The organism is Streptomyces sp. NPDC050509 (assembly GCF_044457965.1).
Taxonomy (GTDB): domain Bacteria; phylum Actinomycetota; class Actinomycetes; order Streptomycetales; family Streptomycetaceae; genus Streptomyces.
Genome location: NZ_JBITHL010000005.1, coordinates 43444 through 63095 on the forward strand (window position 1 = coordinate 43444; position 19652 = coordinate 63095).

At 72.4% G+C, this 19652-nt stretch carries 16 protein-coding genes; 10 read left to right on the forward strand and 6 right to left on the reverse strand.

All coding sequences use genetic code 11. The features are described from left to right. The first annotated feature begins 58 nt into the window (after window positions 1-58). The 5 genes from ACIBJC_RS15715 to ACIBJC_RS15735 all read left to right on the forward strand — a co-directional run bounded on the left by ACIBJC_RS15715 (window position 59) and on the right by ACIBJC_RS15735 (window position 5154). Window positions 59-811 (forward strand): GntR family transcriptional regulator, encoded by a 753-nt coding sequence (locus ACIBJC_RS15715; protein ID WP_399292449.1) that lies wholly within the window; start codon window positions 59-61, stop codon window positions 809-811. Window positions 812-1214: 403 nt separating this feature from the next. Next, on the forward strand, window positions 1215-1394 hold the full coding sequence (locus tag ACIBJC_RS15720; protein WP_399292451.1) for an SPOR domain-containing protein: 180 nt from the start codon (window positions 1215-1217) through the stop codon (window positions 1392-1394). A 69-nt stretch (window positions 1395-1463) separates the two neighbouring features. After that, the gene (locus ACIBJC_RS15725) at window positions 1464-1859 is read left to right on the forward strand and encodes a (deoxy)nucleoside triphosphate pyrophosphohydrolase (protein ID WP_399292453.1); all 396 of its coding nucleotides are present in this window, start codon (window positions 1464-1466) and stop codon (window positions 1857-1859) included. 161 nt (window positions 1860-2020) lie between these two features. Next, complete coding sequence (locus ACIBJC_RS15730; protein ID WP_399293170.1) at window positions 2021-2455, forward strand: ATP-binding protein; 435 nt, start codon at window positions 2021-2023, stop codon at window positions 2453-2455. Window positions 2456-2601: 146 nt separating this feature from the next. Then, window positions 2602-5154, forward strand: coding sequence for a SpoIIE family protein phosphatase (locus ACIBJC_RS15735; RefSeq protein WP_399292455.1), 2553 nt, complete (start codon window positions 2602-2604; stop codon window positions 5152-5154). 73 nt (window positions 5155-5227) lie between these two features. On the opposite strand, the gene ACIBJC_RS15740 is transcribed toward ACIBJC_RS15735, so the two are convergent. Both ACIBJC_RS15740 and ACIBJC_RS15745 read right to left on the reverse strand, forming a co-directional pair. Further along, window positions 5228-5938: a PspA/IM30 family protein gene (locus ACIBJC_RS15740; RefSeq protein WP_399292457.1), complete on the reverse strand. Its 711-nt coding sequence runs from the start codon at window positions 5936-5938 to the stop codon at window positions 5228-5230. Between the two features lie 60 nt (window positions 5939-5998). Then, the gene (locus tag ACIBJC_RS15745; protein WP_399293172.1) at window positions 5999-8071 is read right to left on the reverse strand and encodes a TPM domain-containing protein; all 2073 of its coding nucleotides are present in this window, start codon (window positions 8069-8071) and stop codon (window positions 5999-6001) included. 180 nt (window positions 8072-8251) lie between these two features. Here ACIBJC_RS15745 and ACIBJC_RS15750 point away from each other — a divergent pair, with 180 nt between their 5' ends. The 3 genes from ACIBJC_RS15750 to ACIBJC_RS15760 all read left to right on the forward strand — a co-directional run bounded on the left by ACIBJC_RS15750 (window position 8252) and on the right by ACIBJC_RS15760 (window position 10523). Then, window positions 8252-9307: an acetylxylan esterase gene (locus ACIBJC_RS15750; RefSeq protein ID WP_399292459.1), complete on the forward strand. Its 1056-nt coding sequence runs from the start codon at window positions 8252-8254 to the stop codon at window positions 9305-9307. A 68-nt stretch (window positions 9308-9375) separates the two neighbouring features. Further along, window positions 9376-9879 (forward strand): MarR family winged helix-turn-helix transcriptional regulator, encoded by a 504-nt coding sequence (locus ACIBJC_RS15755; protein WP_399292461.1) that lies wholly within the window; start codon window positions 9376-9378, stop codon window positions 9877-9879. A gap of 89 nt (window positions 9880-9968) precedes the next feature. Beyond that, the gene (locus tag ACIBJC_RS15760) at window positions 9969-10523 is read left to right on the forward strand and encodes an isochorismatase family protein (RefSeq protein WP_399292463.1); all 555 of its coding nucleotides are present in this window, start codon (window positions 9969-9971) and stop codon (window positions 10521-10523) included. Window positions 10524-10540: 17 nt separating this feature from the next. Here ACIBJC_RS15760 and ACIBJC_RS15765 read toward each other — a convergent pair whose 3' ends face one another. The 4 genes from ACIBJC_RS15765 to ACIBJC_RS15780 form a co-directional block, all read right to left on the reverse strand. Further along, window positions 10541-11374 (reverse strand): succinate dehydrogenase/fumarate reductase iron-sulfur subunit, encoded by an 834-nt coding sequence (locus ACIBJC_RS15765; RefSeq protein WP_399292465.1) that lies wholly within the window; start codon window positions 11372-11374, stop codon window positions 10541-10543. Further along, window positions 11371-13293, reverse strand: a complete 1923-nt coding sequence (locus ACIBJC_RS15770) for a fumarate reductase/succinate dehydrogenase flavoprotein subunit (RefSeq protein ID WP_399292467.1) — start codon at window positions 13291-13293, stop codon at window positions 11371-11373. The genes ACIBJC_RS15765 and ACIBJC_RS15770 overlap by 4 nt, the downstream gene beginning before the upstream one ends. A 48-nt stretch (window positions 13294-13341) precedes the next feature. After that, a complete protein-coding gene (locus tag ACIBJC_RS15775) occupies window positions 13342-14184 on the reverse strand; it encodes a hypothetical protein (protein WP_399292469.1) in 843 nt (280 codons plus the stop codon). A 99-nt stretch (window positions 14185-14283) separates the two neighbouring features. Further along, window positions 14284-14514, reverse strand: coding sequence for a hypothetical protein (locus ACIBJC_RS15780; protein WP_329829099.1), 231 nt, complete (start codon window positions 14512-14514; stop codon window positions 14284-14286). 372 nt (window positions 14515-14886) lie between these two features. On the opposite strand from ACIBJC_RS15780, the gene ACIBJC_RS15785 reads away from it, so the two are divergent. Beyond that, window positions 14887-17355: an ABC transporter family substrate-binding protein gene (locus tag ACIBJC_RS15785; RefSeq protein ID WP_399292472.1), complete on the forward strand. Its 2469-nt coding sequence runs from the start codon at window positions 14887-14889 to the stop codon at window positions 17353-17355. Between the two features lie 405 nt (window positions 17356-17760). Continuing rightward, on the forward strand, window positions 17761-19635 hold the full coding sequence (typA, locus tag ACIBJC_RS15790; protein ID WP_399292474.1) for a translational GTPase TypA: 1875 nt from the start codon (window positions 17761-17763) through the stop codon (window positions 19633-19635). The last annotated feature ends 17 nt before the right edge of the window (window positions 19636-19652 follow it).

The window sequence follows — 19652 nt, forward strand, 5'->3', positions numbered from 1 at the left end:
GGTCCACAACCGACGGTTGCCAGTCTGTTGCTGTCTGTCAACCTGATGGGAGTGGCCCGTGGCCTTCGGTGAGCAGCCCGCTTATCTGCGCGTGGCGAGTGATCTGCGCGAGAAGATCGTCAACGGCGCGCTGCCCCCGCACACCCGCCTCCCGTCGCAGGCCCGCATCCGCCAGGAGTACGGCGTGTCCGACACGGTCGCGCTGGAGGCGCGCAAGGTGCTGATGGCCGAGGGCCTGGTGGAGGGCCGCTCCGGGTCGGGTACGTATGTGCGGGAGCAGCCCGTGCCGCGCCGGATCGCCCGGTCCGGCTACCGGCCGCCGGTGGGGTCCAGTCCGTTCCGCCAGGAGCAGGCGGAGGCGGGCGTGCGGGGGACCTGGGAGTCGCGGAGCGAGCAGGACGAGGCGACGGAGGAGATCGCCGCCCGGCTCGGCATCGAGCCCGGCGACCGGGTGATGCGGACGCGCTACGTCTTCCGGGAGGCGGGCGACCCGATGATGCTCTCCACCTCCTGGGAGCCCCTGGCGGTGACGGGGCGTACGCCGGTGATGCTGCCCGAGGAGGGGCCGCTCGGCGGATGCGGGGTGGTGGAGCGGATGGCGGCCATCGACATCGTCGTGGACAACGTCCTGGAGGAGGTCGGCGCGCGCCCGGGGCTGGCGGACGAGCTGATCACGCTCGGCGGGGTGCCCGGCCATGTGGTGATGGTCCTGGAGCGGACGTACTACGCGTCGGGGCGCGCGGTGGAGACGGCGGACGTCGTCGTCCCCGCCGACCGGTACCGGATCGCCTACCACCTTTCGGTCAAATGACCGGAGGGCGTCCGTTCCCGCCCGCCCGGCGGTGACGGGGCGCGCGCTCCGGAGCGTTCGCGCCGCCTCCCGCGCGGTGCTCCAACGGCCTTACGGGCGGGCGGTGATGCGCCTGACCACGGCCGATCCCCTCGCGCCGATCCGTCCCATCCCCGTGGCGGAGCCGCCCACTTGGCCAAGGGGCGGCGGCCGGGAGCGGGCTGCGGGAGCGATCGGCGGTGGGGGCGCGTTCGGCTGAGTGCGCCCCCTGCCCTCGGTTTTCGGTGCTTTGTTGGCCGGATGAGTGCCTCTTTGTGTAAACCCGTATTCGCTCAGTAAAGGTCAGGCGTACGCTCGGGCATATGCGGAATGCGGTTTCCTGGAGATCTTCGGAGAGACGCGGGTCGTCGGTGGAAGGGGCTCGATGAACGACAGCGGAGCCCTGCTCCCATGGCTGGTCATACGGCAGGACGACAACGGCAATCGCTACCGCGTCGGCAGATACGCCACGGAGGACGAGGCCCAGAGGATGGCCGACGGCCTCGGGACGCGCGGACCCGGACAGGTGTACTGGGTGGAGCGCGTCAGCCAGACCACCCCCTAGAGGGGCCCCTTCCGCCGAGCCCCGTGACGCGTGCCGTCCGTAGCGCTGTCGCGCGTTACGCTCCGGCGCATGAGTGATCGTGTGGTGGTGGCGGGCGCCGTGTACGACCGCGGCAGGCTGCTGGCGGCCCGGCGCAGCGCGCCGCCCGAGCTGGCCGGCCGCTGGGAGCTGCCCGGCGGCAAGGTGGAGCCGGGGGAGCGGCCCGAACAGGCCCTCGTGCGCGAGCTGCGGGAAGAACTGGGCGTGGAGACGCGTCCGGTGGAGCGGGTCCCCGGTGAGTGGCCGCTCAAGCCGGGCTATGTGCTCCAGGTGTGGACGGCCCGGCTGCTCGCCGGGGAGCCCGAACCCCTGCCCCTTGAGGACCACGACGAGCTGCGCTGGCTCGGCCCGGACGAGATCCACACGGTGGACTGGCTCGACCAGGACCGCCCCGCCGTCGCCGAGGCGGCCCGGCTGCTCCCGTAACGCCCGTGGCCCCTGGCCTCTGCCCCCGGCCCCTGCGCGTCGCTTCCGTAACGCCCCTCCCGGTCGGTTCCACGACCCCGCGAGGGTAGTTGTCCTGAATTCCGGGTATGTGACGAACTGCCCCTCTCGCACGGATGAGGGTCTGCCGTCGGTCCTGGGAAGTGGTCGGCTTGATCGACACAGCGGATGGCGCCCGCGCCGAGTGGACCTTCCCTGCCGAACCCGACACCGTACGCACCGCACGTCACGCGGTTCACGACACCCTCGGCGCCTGGGGCGCGCCCGCCTCCCTGCGCGACCTGGCGGTCCTGCTCGTCAGCGAACTGGTGACCAACTCCCAGCGCTACACCTCAGGACCGATCGGCGTTCGGCTCGCGGTCCACGCCGATGGGGCGGCCGGAGCGGCCGGGCCCGACGCCGCGCTGCTGGTGGAGGTCTCCGACCCGCTGCCCGATCCCCCCATGGAGCGCCTGGCCGGTCCCGAGGACGAGGGGGGCCGCGGACTGCGCCTCGTGGCCTGTTCCGCCCGGCGCTGGGGGACACGGCGCGGGAAGACAGGTAAGACCGTGTGGTTCGAGCTGTCCCTCCCTGGTTAGAAGAGTGAAGGGAGAACGATCACAACGGACTCGGCTCAAAAAGAGCGAGACTGTGCTGTGATCGTGAACGGCGTGCCGGCCGGGGCCGTAGTGCTGAATACTGCGGGCATGGCCGGTCCGGTGCGTGAGCTGGAGGGGACGGTCGCGTGAGCGAGATATCTGGGACGGCGGGCGACGTCGTATGGCAGAGCCATCCACCCGGCTCGATCTATGACTACATCAAGGTGGCTTCCTTCTCGATCGGCCCCGACGGGCTGGTCGACCAGTGGAGCGGGCGCGCCGCCGAGCTGTTCGGCATCAGTGCGCACCAGGTCAGGGGCAGGGATCCGGTCGAGGTGTTCGTACCGGCGGAGCTGCGCCCGCGAGGTCACCGCGCGGTCAAGGAGATCCTCGACGGCAAGGAATGGACCGGACTGGTCCCGTTCCGGACCGGCGAGGGCGGCCGGGAGCACGGGCTCGCCGAGATCTACGTCATGCCGAGCGAGACCGGGAGCGGCGAACGGGGCGCGCTCTGTCTCGTCGTGGACGTGCGGGCGCTCCAGCGGATCGAAACCGATCTCGCCTCTTCGCAGGCGATTTTCGGCCAATCTCCTTTCGGCTTCATGCTGTTCGGCACCGACCTCAAGGTGCGGCGCGCCAACCAGCGCTTCGCGACGGTCTTCGGCGGCGCCGTCTCCGACCACCGGGGCCGCACGGTCTACGACTACCTCTCCCGCCCCGAGGCCGACCGGCTGACCGGGGCCCTCAAGCGGGTGCTGGAGACCGGAGAGACCGTCAGCGACCTCCAGATCGTCGGCACCGTGCCCGAGGGTCAGGAACGCCGGCACTGGTCGATCAACCTCTACCGGGTGCACAGCGGCTCGGGGCGCACCATCGGCGTCGCCGGGGTCGGCACGGACGTCACCCGCCGTCACAACGCGGCCAGGGAGGCCGCCAGCGCCCGGCGCGACCTCGCCCTCCTCAACGATGCCAGCGCCCGCATCGGCAACTCCCTCGACCTGGAGACCACCGCGCGCGAACTGCTCGGGGTCGCCGTGCCCGGCTTCTGCGACCTCGCCGCCGTCGACCTCTACCAGTCCCTGCTCACCGGCGAGGAGGCGCCGCCCGGACGGTGGGGCTCCTCCGGGGCCGAGTCCGGCGGCGGCAGCGCCAGGCTGCGCCGGGTCGCCTTCGCCAGCGCCGTCTCCGACGGCCCGCTGGGCACCTGGGGCGGCGGGGACGGATACGTGTCCCCGGACGTCGGCGCCGTCCACCGCTTCCCGTTCAGCTCGCTGAGCGCGAGCGCCCTGCGCACCGCCCGGGTGCAGTCCATCCCGGGCGAGGCCGGCAGTCTCGTACGGTCCACGCTCGCCGTTCCGATGGTCGCCCACGACACGGTCATCGGCCTCGCCCAGTTCTCCCGTACGAAGGGCAGCGAGCCCTTCGGCGACCAGGACCGGGCGCTCGCCGTCGAACTCGCCGCGCGCGCCGCCGTCTGCATCGACAACGCCCGCCTCTACCGCAGGGAGCACGAGCGCGCCCTGATCCTCCAGCGCAGCCTGCTGCCGCCGGGGGACCCCGAGGCCGCCGGTCTCGACATCGCCTGCCGCTACCTGCCGGGCAACACCGCCACGGAGGTCGGCGGCGACTGGTTCGACGTCATCGAACTGCCCGGCCACCGGACCGCGCTGGTCGTCGGCGACGTCATGGGGCGCGGCCTGCGGGCCGCGGTCGCGATGGGCGAACTCCGTACGGCCGTACGGACCTTGGCGCTGCTCGACCTGGAGCCCGCCGAGGTGCTCTCCGCGCTCGACGAGATCGCGCGCGGCCTCGGCACCCCCAGCGGGGCGCAGCAGGCGTCGCGGGTCGCCCACAAGTCCCGCGACGCGGAACTCTCCGAGGTGTACCTCGCCACCTGCGTGTACGCCGTCTACGACCCGGTCACCCGGCGCTGTACGTTCGCCAACGCGGGCCATCTGCCGCCCGTCGTCGTCGAACCGGACGAGGCGGCGCTGCTGCTCGACGTGCCGCCCGGCATGCCGCTCGGCGTGGGCGGGGAGCCCTTCGAACAGGTGGAGGTCGACCTGGCCGAAGGCTCGCTGCTCGCCCTCTACACCGACGGTCTCGTCGAGTCGCGGGACCAGCCGCTCGACGAGGGGCTGAGCGCCTTCCGCGCGGCCCTCGGCGACGCGGCCCGCCCGCTGGAGGACGTCTGCGACCACGTCCTCACCACGCTCGACACCCGGCACGGCGAGGACGACATCGCCCTGCTGATGGCCCGGATCCAGGGGCTGCCCGCCGAGGCGGTCGGCGACTGGAGCCTGCCGCGCGAGCCGCGCTCGGTGGGCCGCGCCAGGGAGCTGGCCCGCGCGCAGCTCGTCGCCTGGGACCTCGAACCGCTCGTGGACACCGTCGAACTGCTCGTCAGCGAACTGGTCACCAACGCCCTGCGGTACGGCGAGGGCGAGATCAGGCTGCGGCTGCTGCGCGACCGTACGCTCGTCTGCGAGGTCTGGGACGCGGGCCTCGTCCAGCCGAGGCGGCGACGGGCCCGCGACACCGACGAGGGCGGCCGGGGGCTGCAATTGGTCGGGCTGCTGAGCGCGGCGTGGGGATCGCGCCGTACGCCGCGCGGCAAGACGGTCTGGTTCGAACTCGCCCTGCCGGACGGGGACTCGACGGCGGAACCGACCGTGGAGCAGCTTCTGAGCATGTTCTGAGGCCGAGCAGGTGAGGGGGCCGGCGGGCGTACGGGGCGCAGTCCTACGCCCCCGCATTGCGCCCCGTCGCGCGTCAGGCCGCCTTCAGCGCGGCCAGCCGCGCCTCGATCTCCGCGTCGTCGCCCACGCTGTCCAACTGCTCGAACTGCGCGTCCAGTGACGACGCGGCCAGCTCCTGCTTGCCCGCCGCCCGCGCCTCCTCGCGCCGTACCTTGTCCTCGAACCGGCCCAGCTCGCTCGTCGGGTCGAGGACGTCGACGCTCTTCACCGCGTCCATCATCCGGTTCCGCGCCCGCGCGGACGCGGCCCGCGCCACCAGCTCGTCCCGCTTGGCACGCACCTCGGTCAGCTTGGAGCGCATCTTCTCCAGGCCCGCCTTGAGCTTCTCCACCACCTCCGTCTGGGCGGCGATGGTCGGCTCGGCGGTCCTCGCCTCCTTCTCGGACCGGAGCTGCCGGCCCAGCGCCACCCTGGCCAGCCGGTCGAAGGTGTCGGCCTCCGCGCCCCGGCCCGCCGTGCGGAGCTCGTCGGCCTTCCTGCTGGCCGCGAGCGCCTTCACGCCCCACTCCCGGGCCGCCTCCGTGTCCTCCAGGTGGTCCTGTTCCAGCAGCCGGAGGTTGCCGATGGTGCCGGCCACCGCCTCCTCCGCCTCGGCGATGTTGTCGGTGTAGTCCCGGATGAGCTGGTCCAGCAGCTTCCGCGGATCCTCCGCCTGGTCCAGCAGGGCGTTGATGTTGGCCTTCGCGAGCTGGGTGACCCGCCCGAGGATGGTCTGCTTCGTCATGGCTCCGCTCCTTGTGGAAAAGCTTCCGGTGCTTATGCTTCCGGTGCGTACGGGACGTGCTCAGAACCGGCCGCCGCCGCCCATCCGGCCGCGCGTACCGCCGCCGCCGAAGCTGCCGGGACCGCCCCCGCCGCCGCGATACCCCCCGCCGAGCCCGCCACCGAATCCGCCGCCGAGCCCGCCCCCGCCCATCCCGCGCCCGCCGCCGAACAGGCCGCCGAGCAGGATGCCGCCGAGCATGGCCCCGCCGACACCGCCGCCCGCACCCCGTACCCCGCCCGCGCCGTAGTGGCTCCCGTACGACAGCACGTCCCGCTCCGCGAGTTCCTGCGCCTGCCGGGCCAGCGCGTCCGCCCGCTGGGCCTCCGCCAGCGCCGGCCGGCTCTCCCCCGTCCCCGCCTGCCCCTGGGCCCACTCCAGCCGCCGCTGCGCCTCCGCCAGCCGGGTCCGCGCCTGGCTGCCGACCGCCCCGCGGTGCGTGGTGACGTAGTCGGCGGCGGCGCCGATCGCCGAACGCGCCGCCAGCATCGCCTGGTCGAGGAGCGAGCCCGCGCGCCGCTCGCCCTCCTCCCGCCGCCGCGCGCCGGTCAGCGCCTCGTCGAGCACCGCGTCCGCCTCCTCGACCCGGCGCAGGGCGTCGATCGGGTCGTAGGGGCCCGCGTTCACCGCGCGCCGTACCTCCGCCGTCACCGCCTCCGCGCGGCCGATCCGGCCCTGGAGGTCGGCCGTCGGTACGCCCGCCGGGGTGCCCTTCAGCAGCCCCCGGGCGTCCGCGAGGTCCGTCTCCGTCTCCGTGAGCGCGCCGGGGAGCTTCCCGGCCGCCTCCGCCAGCTCCCGCGCCCGCCGCTCGACCGCGTCGACCAGCGTCGCCGCCTGTCCGACGGCGCCCTCGGCGGCCCGTACATGGACGGCGGCCCGCCCGTTCTCCCCCGACTCCACGAACCCGCCCGCCGTGTCCAGGCGGTCGGACGCGAAGACGAGCCGGTCCTCCGCCTGGGCGGGGCAGTCGGCGACCGGCGCGGACGCCGAAGCGGCGTACCGTTCGCGCAGCCCGGCGAGCGTGGTGCGCGCCGCGCTCGCCCGTTCGCCCAGCTCGCGGTAGGCGGTACGGGCCGTGGCGAGGGCCTGTGGCGCGTTCCGCTCCAGGGAGCGCAGCCGGTCGAACGCCTCGGACTCCGCGTCCAGCCGGCTGTCGGCCTCCGCGCAGCGGGCGAGGATCTCGTCGAGCATCGTGCGGCGGGTCGCTTCGTCCTCCGGATACGCGTCGTCCAGCTCCTGGCGCAGCCGGAACGCCACGGTCAGCTCCCCCTTCGCGAACGCCACCGCGTCGGTGAAGGGCGCCGCCGCCTCCTCCCCGAACTGCGCCGTGGCGAAGCCGAGTTCCTCCTCGCTGGTGCGCAGGGCGTCGTCCGTCTCGACGAGCCGCCGCTTCGCCGCGGCGTCCAGCTCGGGCAGCGGGGTCACCGGTGGTGCGGACGGCCCGCCCGCCGGCCGGCCGCCGCCCTGGCCACGGCCGGGTGTCGTACGGGCCCTGACGCGGCGGCTGCGCCTGGCGAAGGCGTACGTGGCGACCGCCACCGCCCCGACCACCACGACGACCGGCAGCACCAGATTGGTCGCGGCGCCCCCGTCGGCCGCGGTGCCGCCCGGATCGGCCTCGCCGGGCGTGATGGCCGGGGTGGGCACGGGCCGGCCCGCCAGCACGGCGCCGTACCCGTCGGCGGCGCCGATCGCCGCGCCCGCCCAGTCGTTCTGCCGCAGGGCGGGCTCGATCGCGGTCCTGGCGACCTCGGCGAGCTGCCCCCCGGTGAGGCCCGAGCCGGTGCCCGCGGAGTAGGCGTACTGCCGGTCGTGGGTGGCGACAGCGAGCAGGATGTCGTCCTGGCCGAGGCCGCTGCGGGTGGCCGTCGCATCGGCCCAGCTCTGCGCGGACCGGCCGGAGAAGTCCCGTACGTACGCGACGAAGAGCTGGACGCGGCGGCTGTCGTAGAGGCGGTTCAGCGCCGTGGTGACCTGGCCCTTGTGGCCGTCGAGGGCGCCCACCCTGTCGGTGATCTGGCCCTGCCGGGAGAGCGTGACCGGGTCCTCGGCGCGGGCGTCCTCGGCCCCGGGCAGGAGCAGCCAGCACGCCATGACCAGCAGCGCCAGCAGGGACCGGCCGGCGGTACGGGGCGGGGCGGAGCTCACGGAGGGCGTCACATTTCGGAGGTTATGTCCGTGGGGAGGGGCCCGCGACCGGACTGACGAGGGGGCCGCCGACCGCCTGACCGGACTTCATCCCCGGCACGTGAGCCGTCCGCTAATGTCGCGATCATGCCCGTGTTCGAGCATGGCTTCCCCTTCGATCCGGCGTACGGCCGGACCCTCGACCGGCTCCTCGCCCTTCCCGCACCGGCCGCGCCGCCGGATTTCGACGCGTTCTGGCAGGCGCGGTACGAGGCGGCGCGCCGGGTCGCGACCGCGCCCGCGGTGGGCCCGCAGGAGGAGGAACGCGACGGGTTCCGGATCTTCGGCGTCTCCTTCACCTCCGTCGGCGGGCTACGGCTCGGCGGCTGGCTGGTGCTGCCCGCCGACGGTCCGGCGGAGCACGGTTTCGTCGTCGGCCACGGCTACGGCGGACGCCAGGACGCCGCCGACGCCGTACCCCTTCCGCTGCCGCGCTCGGCGGCGATCCTGCCGTGCGTCCGGGGGCTGGGCGCGCGGAGCCGCCGCCCCGGCATCCCGGGCGAGGCGGACCTGCATGTGCTGCACGGCATCGAGTCCCGCCACACGTATGTCATCGGCGACTGCGTGGCCGACCTGTGGTGCGCGGCGTCCGCGCTGCTGGAGCTGGTCCCGGAGCTGGCGCGGGACACGGGGACGGGGACGACGGGGGTGGGGGAGGGGACGGTGCCCGGCGGCGCGGCACTCGGTGGCGGGTTCGGCGGCGGGCTCGGTTACGTGGGCGAGAGCCTCGGCGGCGGTCTCGGCGCGCTGGCGCTGCCCTGGGACGACCGCTTCGCGTGCGGCCAGCTCACGGTCCCCACCTTCGGCGACCACCCGCTCCGGCTCACGCTCCCCGGCGTGGGCAGCGGGGAAGCCGTACGGAAGTACCGGCGCGACCATCCCGAAGTCACGGACGTCCTGCCCTACTTCGACGCCGCCACGGCCGCGAGCCGGATCCGCGTACCGGTGCTGGTGGCGCCGGCGCTCTTCGACCCCGCGGTCCCGCCGCCGGGGCAGTTCGCCGTCTACAACGCGCTGGCGGGCCCGCGCGAGCTGCACGTCCTGCTCGCCGGCCACTTCGAGCACGCGGGCGGCGAGCAGGAGGCGAAGGAACTGGCCTCGGCCCGCCAGCGCTTCTTCGCGGAACGCCTGCCGAACCTCTGAGGCAAGGGCACTCACGTAAAAGACAGGCAGCCTTGCAAGGTTGCCTGTCCATCTCCTACGGTGAGCCCATGCCCGAGCCGCCCGAGCCGCCCGCACCGCCCGAGCCGCCCGCACCGCCCGCACCGCCCGCACCGTACGAGAGTGGAGGGCCGGACCCCGAGCGGGTCGCCGCCGAGCTGACCGCCGTAGTCGGCCGGCTGATGCGCCGGCTCCGCACCACCTCGCCCGACGACCGCCTCACCCCCTCCCAGCGCTCGGTCCTGGCCCGCCTCCACGGCGAGGGCCCGGCCACCACCGCCGCGCTGGCCCGCGCCGAGTACGTACGGCCGCAGTCCATGCGGCAGACCCTCGCCGCCTTGGAGGAACAGCACCTGGTCGAGCGGACCCCCGACCCCGACGACGGCCGTCAGTCCGTCGTCTCCGTCACCGAGACCGGCCGGACGACGCTCGCCACGGTGTACGCAGCCAAGCAGGACTGGCTCTCCCGGGCGATCGCCGACGAACTCGACCCCACCGAGCGCCGCGCGCTGGCCGACGCCACGGAGCTGATGCGCCGCATCGGCGCGAGATGACCCCGGCGCGCCCACGTACCCCGGCGCGCCCACGTCGTACGGCGCCCGGTGCGACCCCCTCGAACCCCCTCACGCAAGGAGCCACCCCCATGACCGCCACCACGCTGGACCCGCGGACCGCCCTGGTCGTCGTCGACCTCCAGAAGGGCATCGTCGGCCTGCCCACCGCCCACCCGGCCGAGGACGTCGTCGCGCGCTCCGCCGAACTCGCCGCCGCCTTCCGGGCCAAGGGCCTGCCCGTCGTCCTCGTCCGCGCCGTCGGCGCCGCGCCCGGCCGTACGGAGAAGCCGATGCGCGGCGGTGGCAGGCCCGCCGCCGACTGGGCCGACCCGGCGGACGGCCTGGGCGCCGAGGACAGCGACCTCGTCGTCACCAAGCGCGTGTGGGGCGCCTTCTACGGCACCGACCTCGACCTCCACCTGCGCCGCCAGGGCATCACCCAGGTCGTCGTGACGGGCATCGCGACCAGCAAGGGCGTCGAGTCCACGGCCCGCGCCGCCTACGAGCACGGCTACCACGTCACGGTCGCCACGGACGCGGTCACCGACATGGACGAGGCCACCCACCGCAACTCCGTCGAGCGGATCTTCCCGGCGCTCGGCGAGACCGGCACCACCGCGGAGATCATCAAGCTTCTCGGCTGACACCAGGACCGGCGCCGCTACGCCCCCCGGCGCCGGATCTTGTCGCCCAGCCACACCAGCGGGTCGTACTTCCGGTCCGCCGCCCGCTCCTTCAGCGGGATCAGCGCGTTGTCCGTGATCCTGATGTTCTCGGGGCACACCTCCGTACAGCACTTGGTGATGTTGCAGTACCCCAGCCCGTGTTCGTCCTGCGCCGTCCTCTTGCGGTCGAGCCCCGACTCCCCGGCCGCGTCCAGCGGATGCATGTCCAGTTCGGCCACGCGCATCAGGAAACGCGGCCCGGCGAACGCCGTCTTGTTCTCCTCGTGGTCCCGCACCACATGACAGGTGTCCTGGCACAGGAAGCACTCGATGCACTTGCGGAACTCCTGCGAGCGCTCCACGTCGATCTGCTGCATCCGGTACTCACCGGCGGCCACCCCCGGCGGCGGTACGAACGCCGGGATCTCCCGCGCCTTCGCGTAGTTGAAGGACACGTCCGTCACCAGGTCCCGGATCACCGGGAAGGCGCGGAGCGGGGTGACCGTGAGGGTCTCCTCGCGTGAGAAGACGGACATCCGGGTCATGCACATCAGTCGCGGCCTGCCGTTGATCTCCGCGCTGCACGAACCGCACTTGCCCGCCTTGCAGTTCCAGCGCACCGCGAGGTCCGGGGCCTGGGTCGCCTGGATCCGGTGGATGATGTCGAGAACGACCTCCCCCTCGTTCACCTCGACCGCGAAGTCCGTCAGCTCCCCGCCGTCCGCGTCGCCGCGCCAGAGCTTGAACCTCGCCTCGTAGGAGGGCCCCGCGCCCGTGCCCGACTCCCCGCTCGTACTCGTGCCCGACTCCGCACCCGTCTCTGCGCTCACTCGTGAAGCTCCTCTTCGGCGAGGTACTTGACCAGCTCTTCCTTGTCGAACAGCGCCAGCAGGTCCGGCCGGATCGGCTCCGTCGTCCGCCGGCCGAGCTCGATACGCCCCTCCGTGAGGCGGCAGTACAGATTGATCCGGCGCCAGTCGGGCACCATGCCCGGCCAGTCCTCCCGCGTATGGCCTCCCCGGCTCTCCGTACGCTCCAGGGCCGCCCGCGCCACGCACTCGCTGACCAGCAGCATGTTCCGCAGGTCGAGCGCGAGGTGCCACCCCGGGTTGAACTGCCGGTGCCCCTCGACCCCGGCGCGCGTGGCCCGTACGCGCAGCTCGGCCAGTTTCTCCAGGGCCCGCGCCATCTCGGCCTCGCGCCGGATGATGCCGACCAGGTCGTTCATCGTCTGCTGGAGCTCCTGATGCAGGGTGTACGGGTTCTCGGCCGGGCCGCCGCCCGGGGCGCCCACCTGCCCCTCCGCGCTGAAGGGGCGCAGCGCCTCGGCCGCCGCCGCGTCGATCTGGGCCTCGTCGGGGACCGGGCGCGTGACGCCTTCGGGCCCGTCCGCGAACCCGGCCGCGTGGTCCGCCGCGTACAGGCCCGCCCGCCGTCCGAAGACCAGCAGGTCGGAGAGGGAGTTCCCGCCGAGCCGGTTGGAGCCGTGCATGCCTCCGGCCACCTCGCCCGCCGCGTACAGCCCCGGCACCCCGGCCGCGGCGGCGGTCTCCGAGTCGACGGCGATCCCGCCCATCACGTAGTGGCAGGTCGGGCCGACCTCCATCGGCTCCGCCGTGATGTCCACGTCCGCCAGCTCCTTGAACTGGTGGTACATCGACGGCAGCCGCCGCCGTACGACCTCGGCGGGCATCCGCGTCGAGACGTCGAGGAAGACCCCGCCGTGCGGTGAGCCGCGGCCCGCCTTGACCTCGGAGTTGATGGCGCGGGCCACCTCGTCGCGGGGGAGCAGTTCGGGCGGGCGCCGGTTGTGGTCCGGGTCCTCGTACCAGCGGTCGCCCTCCTCCTCGGACTCCGCGTACTTCTCCTTGAAGACATCGGGGACGTAGTCGAACATGAACCGTTTGCCCTCGGAGTTGCGCAGCACCCCGCCGTCGCCGCGCACCGACTCCGTGACGAGGATGCCTTTCACGGAGGGCGGCCAGACCATCCCGGTCGGATGGAACTGCACGAACTCCATGTTCAGCAGGGGCGCGCCCGCGAGCAGTGCCAGCGCGTGGCCGTCGCCCGTGTACTCCCAGGAGTTCGACGTCACCTTGAAGGACTTGCCGATGCCGCCCGTCGCGAGCACGACGGACGGGGCCTCCAGGACGAAGAAGCGGCCGGACTCCCGCGCGTAGCAGAAGGTCCCGGCGACCCGTCCGGTGCCGTCCTTCAGGATCCTGGTGACCGTGCACTCCTGATAGATCTTCAGGCGGGCCTCGTGGTCGCCGTACTCCCGGAAGTCCTCCTGCTGGAGCGAGACGATCTTCTGCTGAAGGGTACGGATCAGTTCCAGGCCGGTACGGTCGCCGACATGGGCGAGCCGGGGGTACTCGTGCCCGCCGAAGTTGCGCTGGGAGATCCTGCCGTCGGGCGTACGGTCGAACAGCGCGCCCCAGGTCTCCAGCTCCCAGACCCGGTCGGGGGCCTCCTGGGCGTGCAGCTCGGCCATCCGCCACTGGTTGAGGAACTTCCCGCCGCGCAGGGTGTCCCGGAAGTGCACCTGCCAGTTGTCGCCCGCGTTGACGTTGCCCATGGAGGCGGCGATCCCGCCCTCGGCCATCACCGTATGGGCCTTGCCGAAGAGGGACTTGCAGATGACGGCGGTACGGGCACCGCGCTCGCGCGCCTCGACGGCGGCACGCAGCCCCGCCCCGCCCGCGCCCACCACGACGACGTCCCACGGCCGGCGTTCCAGTTGCGTCATATGTGAAGGCTCACCTCGGAGTGGCGGTCGGAGTGGTGGTCGGAGCGACTAGAAGAAGCGCGGATCGTCGAAGACGCCGGTGGCCAGCAGATAGACGTAGAAGTCGCAGAGCGCGACGCTGATCAACGAAGCCCAGGCGAGCTGCATATGGCGCCGGTTCAGCTTCCCGGCCCAGGTCCAGAGCCGGTAGCGCACGGGATGCTTCGAGAAGTGCCGCAGCCGGCCGCCGACGATGTGCCGGCAGGAGTGGCAGGAGAGGGTGTACGCCCAGATCAGCCCGATGTTGACGAGGAAGAGCAGCGTGCCCAGGCCCATATGGCCCCACGCGTAGTGCTCGTCGCGGAACGTGAGGGCCGTGTCGTACGAGAGGATCCCGGCGACCGGCACCGCCGCGTAGAAGAAGTACCGGTGCAGGTTCTGGAGGATCAGCGGGAAGCGGGTCTCGCCGGTGTACGTCGCGTGCGGCTCGGCGACGGCGCAGGCGGGCGGCGAGGCCCAGAAGCCCCGGTAGTACGCCTTGCGGTAGTAGTAGCAGGTCAGCCGGAAGCCGAGCGGGAAGATCAGGATCAGCAGCGCGGGGGAGAGCCCCCACCAGCTCCCGAACAGCTCCCAGTTGGGGCCGCCGCGCATCGGGACGCAGCTCTCGGCGAGGCAGGGGGAGTAGAACGGCGAGACGTACGGCGCCGCGTAGTAGTCGCCGTTCGCGAAGGCGCGCCAGGTCGAGTAGACGATGAACGCGAAGAGCCCGGCGGCGGTCACGGCGGGCGCGAGCCACCAGCGGTCGGTCCGCAGATGGCGGGGCGCGATGGCGGCGCGCGAGGCGCCACGCACACCGCGCCCGCCGCGTGGCGCGTCCGTGCCGGGGGCCGGGGGCTGAGTACCGGTGGCCAACGAGGTCTCCTCGCAGTACGGGGGCCGGTAGGGGTACGGGGACGGGCGCGGGGCCCGGTCCGCGCCGGGGACGCGGGGGCGCTCGGGCCGCGCGGGTCCTCAGGGGGCGCGCCGGTCGCGTACGCCCAGGCCCTCGTCGTCCGAGTCCGTCCACAGGGCGGTGTCGTACGGGGTGTCGGGAATGGTCACCAGGTCGTTGACGGGGCGCGCGCGCTCGGGCTGTAAGTCGCTCTCGCGGGCCTGGGCCAGTTGGCGTTCCAGCCGCTCGACGGTGGACTCCAGGTCATTGAGGCGGCGCCTGACGGCCGCCATTTCGTCTTGCAGAGACATGAGTTGCCCTCATTTCCACGATCGCCGGTGGCATGCGGGGGTCCTCCGGGGTATCCGTCGGACGCTCTCTGTGTGCGGCTGCGAGTGTCGCGCGTCACACACCCGCTTGTGAAGGCCGCGACTGACCTTTTCGTCAGGTGGCCCGGCCGGTCCGCGCGCGTCGGCCGCCCCGGTCCGTGCGCGTCGGCCGTCCTCCGGTCCGCGCGAGCCGGGTGCCCTGGGCCCGTGCCGGGGCGCGTTGCGCCGTGCGGGTGGGATTCGCGGCGCGCGCCGACGTGTCTGCGTCGTCCCTCCCGTCCCGTCCACTTCAGTGAGTGGGCAATAGGTGTGATCATCTCTAAATTCCACAAACAGGACGAAGAGGTACAAGCCATGTCCCACGTCGGCGCCCCACGCGGGAGGACATGCTCCCGAACGCTCCGCTCCGTCGCGCTTCTGACCACCGGTGTGCTCGCCCTGCCCACCCTTTCCGCATGCACCTCGGAGACGGACGGGAGCGAGGCCTCGGCCGCCGCCGCCCCGGACATCGCGGCCACCAACCGGGAGGGGGTCAAGCAGGGCGGCACCGTTCGCTGGGCGATCGACACCATGCCCGCCACCCTCAACGCCTTTCAGGCCGACGCGGACGCGGCCACCGGCCGGGTCGCCGACGCCGTACTGCCCTCGCTCTTCCGGATCGACAAGGCCGGCCGGCCGCAGCGCAACCCCGACTATCTGGAATCCGCCAAGATCGTCGAGCGGGAACCCAAGCAGGTCGTGCTCTACAAGCTCAACCAGCAGGCGGTGTGGAGCGACGGCCGGGAGATCGGGGCACCGGACTTCGTGGCCCAGTGGCGCGCGCTGCGCGGCAAGGACTCCGCGTACTGGACGGCGCGCAACGCGGGCTACGAGCGGATCGAGAAGATCGAGCGCGGGGCGAACAACCTGGAGGTGCGCGTCACCTTCAACAAGCCCTATGCCGACTGGAAGTCCCTGTTCACCCCCCTCTACCCCAAGGAGGTGACAGGGAAGCCGAACGCGTTCAACGACGGCGCCAGGGCCGCTCTGAAGAAGACGGCGGGTCCCTTCACCCTCAAGAAGGTGGACCGCAAGACCAAGCAGGTCACGCTCGTCCGCGACCCGCGCTGGTGGGGACAGCCCGCCAAGCTCGACTCGCTCGTCCTGAGCGCGGTGCCCCGCTCCAAGCGGGCCGCCGAACTCGCCGCGGGGAAGCTCGATCTCGCGGAGATCGACAGCGGCGCGGCGAAACGTATCGCCTTGGCGATCAAGGACAAGGGAACCGGCGGCCAGGCGCTCACCCACGGCCCCGGCTCCGAGACCACCCCGGCCTCCGCGCTCCGCTCCTGGGCCCTGGCCCACGGCTCCGACGAGGAGAGCGCCGAACTGGCGCAGGAGGCCAGGAAGGACAACGCCGAGGCCATCCAGCAGTACGCCACCGAGCAGCGCGGGCTGAGCGGGATCATCGTCCGCAAGTCGCTGGAGCCCGCCTACACACAACTCGCCCTGAACGGTGAGTCGGGGCCGCTGGCCGACGAGCGGGTGCGGCGCGCCGTGGCCCGCGCGCTCGACCGCAAGGAGCTGGCCGAGACCGTACTCAAACCGCTCGACCTGCCGGCCAAGCCGCCGGGCAGCCATCTCGCGCTGGTCGGGCAGCAGGCGTACGCGGACAGCAGCCGGGCGCTCGGCAAGCAGGACACCCACGAGGCGCTGGCGCTGCTGGCCGACGCGGGCTGGACGCCCGGCGGCGCGGTCAAGAAGCCGGACGGTACGAAGGCGGGAAGCGCGGGCGAGCGGAAGAAGGCCGCCGGGCAGAACGGCGAGGGCGGCGAGACGTCGGACGGGTCGGGCGAGTCGGGCGAGTCGACGACCGACGAGAAGCGCGCCGAACGAGGGCAGCCCGGCCAGGAGGCCGACCGGGCCACCGACCGGAAGAAGCGTGACGCGGACGCGGAGAACGACGCCGCCTCCGACGAGGGCATGTACATCGTCGGCGACGACGGGAAGCCGGGCCACCCCGCGCCGCGCCCCGAGTCCGCCCCCTACGTCCTGACGCCAGCGGCGGTCGCCGCCTTCCAGACCACCGCCCTGCTGCGCCAGGCCGCGGCGGTCGACGACACCGACACCGGGCGGCAGGCCGTGAAGGCCGCCCAGGACAGCCAGGACCGGCCGGGCGGCATGGCGGGCGCGTACGCCCCGCGCGGTACGGCCGCCCCCGCGCCCGGCTCCGGAGCGAAGTCCTCCGCTTCCGCCTCGCCCGTTCCGGTCGGCGGCCCGCTCGGCAAGGAGGGCAAGCCCCTCACCCTCCGCTTCGTCCTGCCCGCCGGCGAGGGCACCGAGTCGCTGCGCGCCGTCGGCGAGCGGATCTCGCGGATGCTCGACCGCGTCGGGATCAGCACGGAGATCACCAAGGTCGCCGACGACAGCTACTTCAAGGACCACATCGCCTCCGGCGACTACGACCTGGCGCTCTACTCCTGGCCCGCCAGCCCCTACCCGGCCACCGACGGCCGGCCGATCTTCGCCAAGCCCGTCCCCGCCAGCGACGGATCGCTGCTGGTGGAGCAGAACTACACGCGGGTCGGCACGGACCACATCGACCAGCTCTTCAACCGCGCCGCCGCCGAACTCGACGAGGGTGCGTCCCGTGACCTCGTCCGGCAGGCCGACGCCCGGATCTGGGCCGCGGCCGGCTCCATCCCCCTCTACCAGCGCCCCCAGCTCGTGGCCGTCAGGCCGGGTCTGGTGAACGCCGGTGCCTTCGGCTTCGCCGGTCCCCGCTACGAGGACGTCGGCTGGGAGAAGCCGGGCGACGCGGGCCCGAACGCCGGCAAGAAGAAGTAGCGGAGGCGACGGGAACAGGAACAAGAGGAAAGAGGGAGACGGGGCGGAAAACACGAAGCGGCGTGCAAACGGCCGAGAAGCACCAGGTCAGCGCCGCTTCGTAAGCTCAGGAACCCATCAATTCACTTGCCCGCCGGTCACCCCGGCGGGCAAGCTCGTTCCCGTCCCTGACCCGGGCGTCTCCACCCCCCCCCGTATCCACCGCGCACACCCCACGCGAGCACCTCGCGAGCGCTCCGCAAGCACCCCGCGCGCACCCGCGGCACCGTGATCCATCCCTCTCCGATCGGCCCGGGAAGCCCCGGACGCCTTGGCCCCGTACGATGGAAGAGCCGTGGCGTGTCCGCCCGGCGGGCGTACGAGGAAAAAACGCCGCACCCACGATCGAGAGAAGCGCCAGCCAGCATGCCCACGCGCCACGACATCCGTAACGTCGCCATCGTCGCCCACGTCGACCATGGCAAGACCACTCTGGTCGACGCCATGCTGAAGCAGGCCGGCGCCTTCGCCGCGCACGCCGCCGAGCACCTCGACGACCGGATGATGGACTCGAACGACCTGGAGCGTGAGAAGGGCATCACGATCCTCGCCAAGAACACGGCGGTGAAGTACCACCCGAAGACGGGTGGCGACCCCATCACCATCAACATCATCGACACCCCCGGCCACGCCGACTTCGGCGGCGAGGTCGAGCGCGGTCTGTCGATGGTCGACGCCGTCGTGCTGCTCGTCGACGCGTCGGAAGGCCCTCTTCCGCAGACGCGCTTCGTGCTCCGCAAGGCCCTGTCCGCGAAGATGCCGGTCATCCTCTGCATCAACAAGACGGACCGCCCCGACTCCCGGATCGCCGAGGTCGTCGACGAGACGTACGACCTGTTCCTGGACCTGGACGCGACCGAGGAGCAGATCGAGTTCCCGATCGTCTACGCCTGCGCGCGGGACGGCGTCGCCTCGCTGACCAAGCCCGAGGACGGTACGGTCCCGGCCGACAGCGAGAACCTGGAGCCGTTCTTCTCCGCGATCCTGGCCCATGTGCCGGCCCCCGAGTACGACGAGTCCGCGCCGCTCCAGGCCCATGTCACCAACCTGGACGCCGACAACTTCCTCGGCCGTATCGCGCTGTGCCGCGTCGAGCAGGGCGAGCTGAAGAAGGGCCAGACCGTCACGTGGATCAAGCGTGACGGCACGATGTCCAACGTCCGCATCACCGAGCTGATGATGACGGAGGCGCTGACCCGCAAGCCCGCCGAGAAGGCGGGCCCCGGCGACATCTGCGCCATCGCGGGCATCCCGGACATCATGATCGGCGAGACCCTGGCCGACCCCGAGAACCCCATCGCGCTGCCGCTGATCACGGTCGACGAGCCCGCGATCTCGATGACCATCGGCACCAACACCTCGCCGCTGGTCGGCAAGGGCGGCAAGGGCCACAAGGTCACGGCCCGCCAGGTCAAGGACCGTCTGGACCGCGAGCTGATCGGTAACGTCTCGCTGCGCGTCCTGGACACCGAGCGCCCCGACGCCTGGGAGGTGCAGGGCCGCGGTGAGCTGGCGCTGGCCATCCTGGTGGAGCAGATGCGCCGCGAGGGCTTCGAGCTGACCGTCGGCAAGCCGGAGGTCGTCACCAAGCAGGTCGACGGCAAGACGCACGAGCCGATCGAGCGCATGACGATCGACTCGCCCGAGGAGCACCTGGGCGCGATCACGCAGCTCATGGCGACCCGCAAGGGCCGTATGGAGACGATGACGAACCACGGCTCGGGGTGGATCCGCATGGAGTGGATCGTTCCGTCGCGCGGGCTCATCGGCTTCCGTACGGAGTTCCTCACGCAGACCCGCGGCACGGGCATCGCCCACTCCATCTTCGAGGGCCACGAGCCGTGGTTCGGCGAGCTGCGCACCCGTCACAACGGCTCGCTGGTGGCGGACCGTTCGGGCTCGGTGACGCCGTTCGCGATGGTCAACCTCCAGGAGCGCGGTGTCATCTTCACCGAGGCCGGCACCGAGGTGTACGAGGGCATGATCGTCGGCGAGAACTCGCGCGCCGACGACATGGACGTGAACATCACCAAGGAGAAGAAGCTCACCAACATGCGCGCCGCCTCCGCGGACACCACGGAGAACGTGGTGCCGGCGCGGAAGCTGTCGCTGGAGCAGTCCCTGGAGTTCTGCCGCGACGACGAGTGCATCGAGGTGACCCCGGCGACGGTCCGTATCCGCAAGGTCGTCCTGGACCAGAAGCAGCGCGGCCGTACCGCGTCGCGCGCCAAGCACGGCTGACGCGCGGAGCGGGGCCG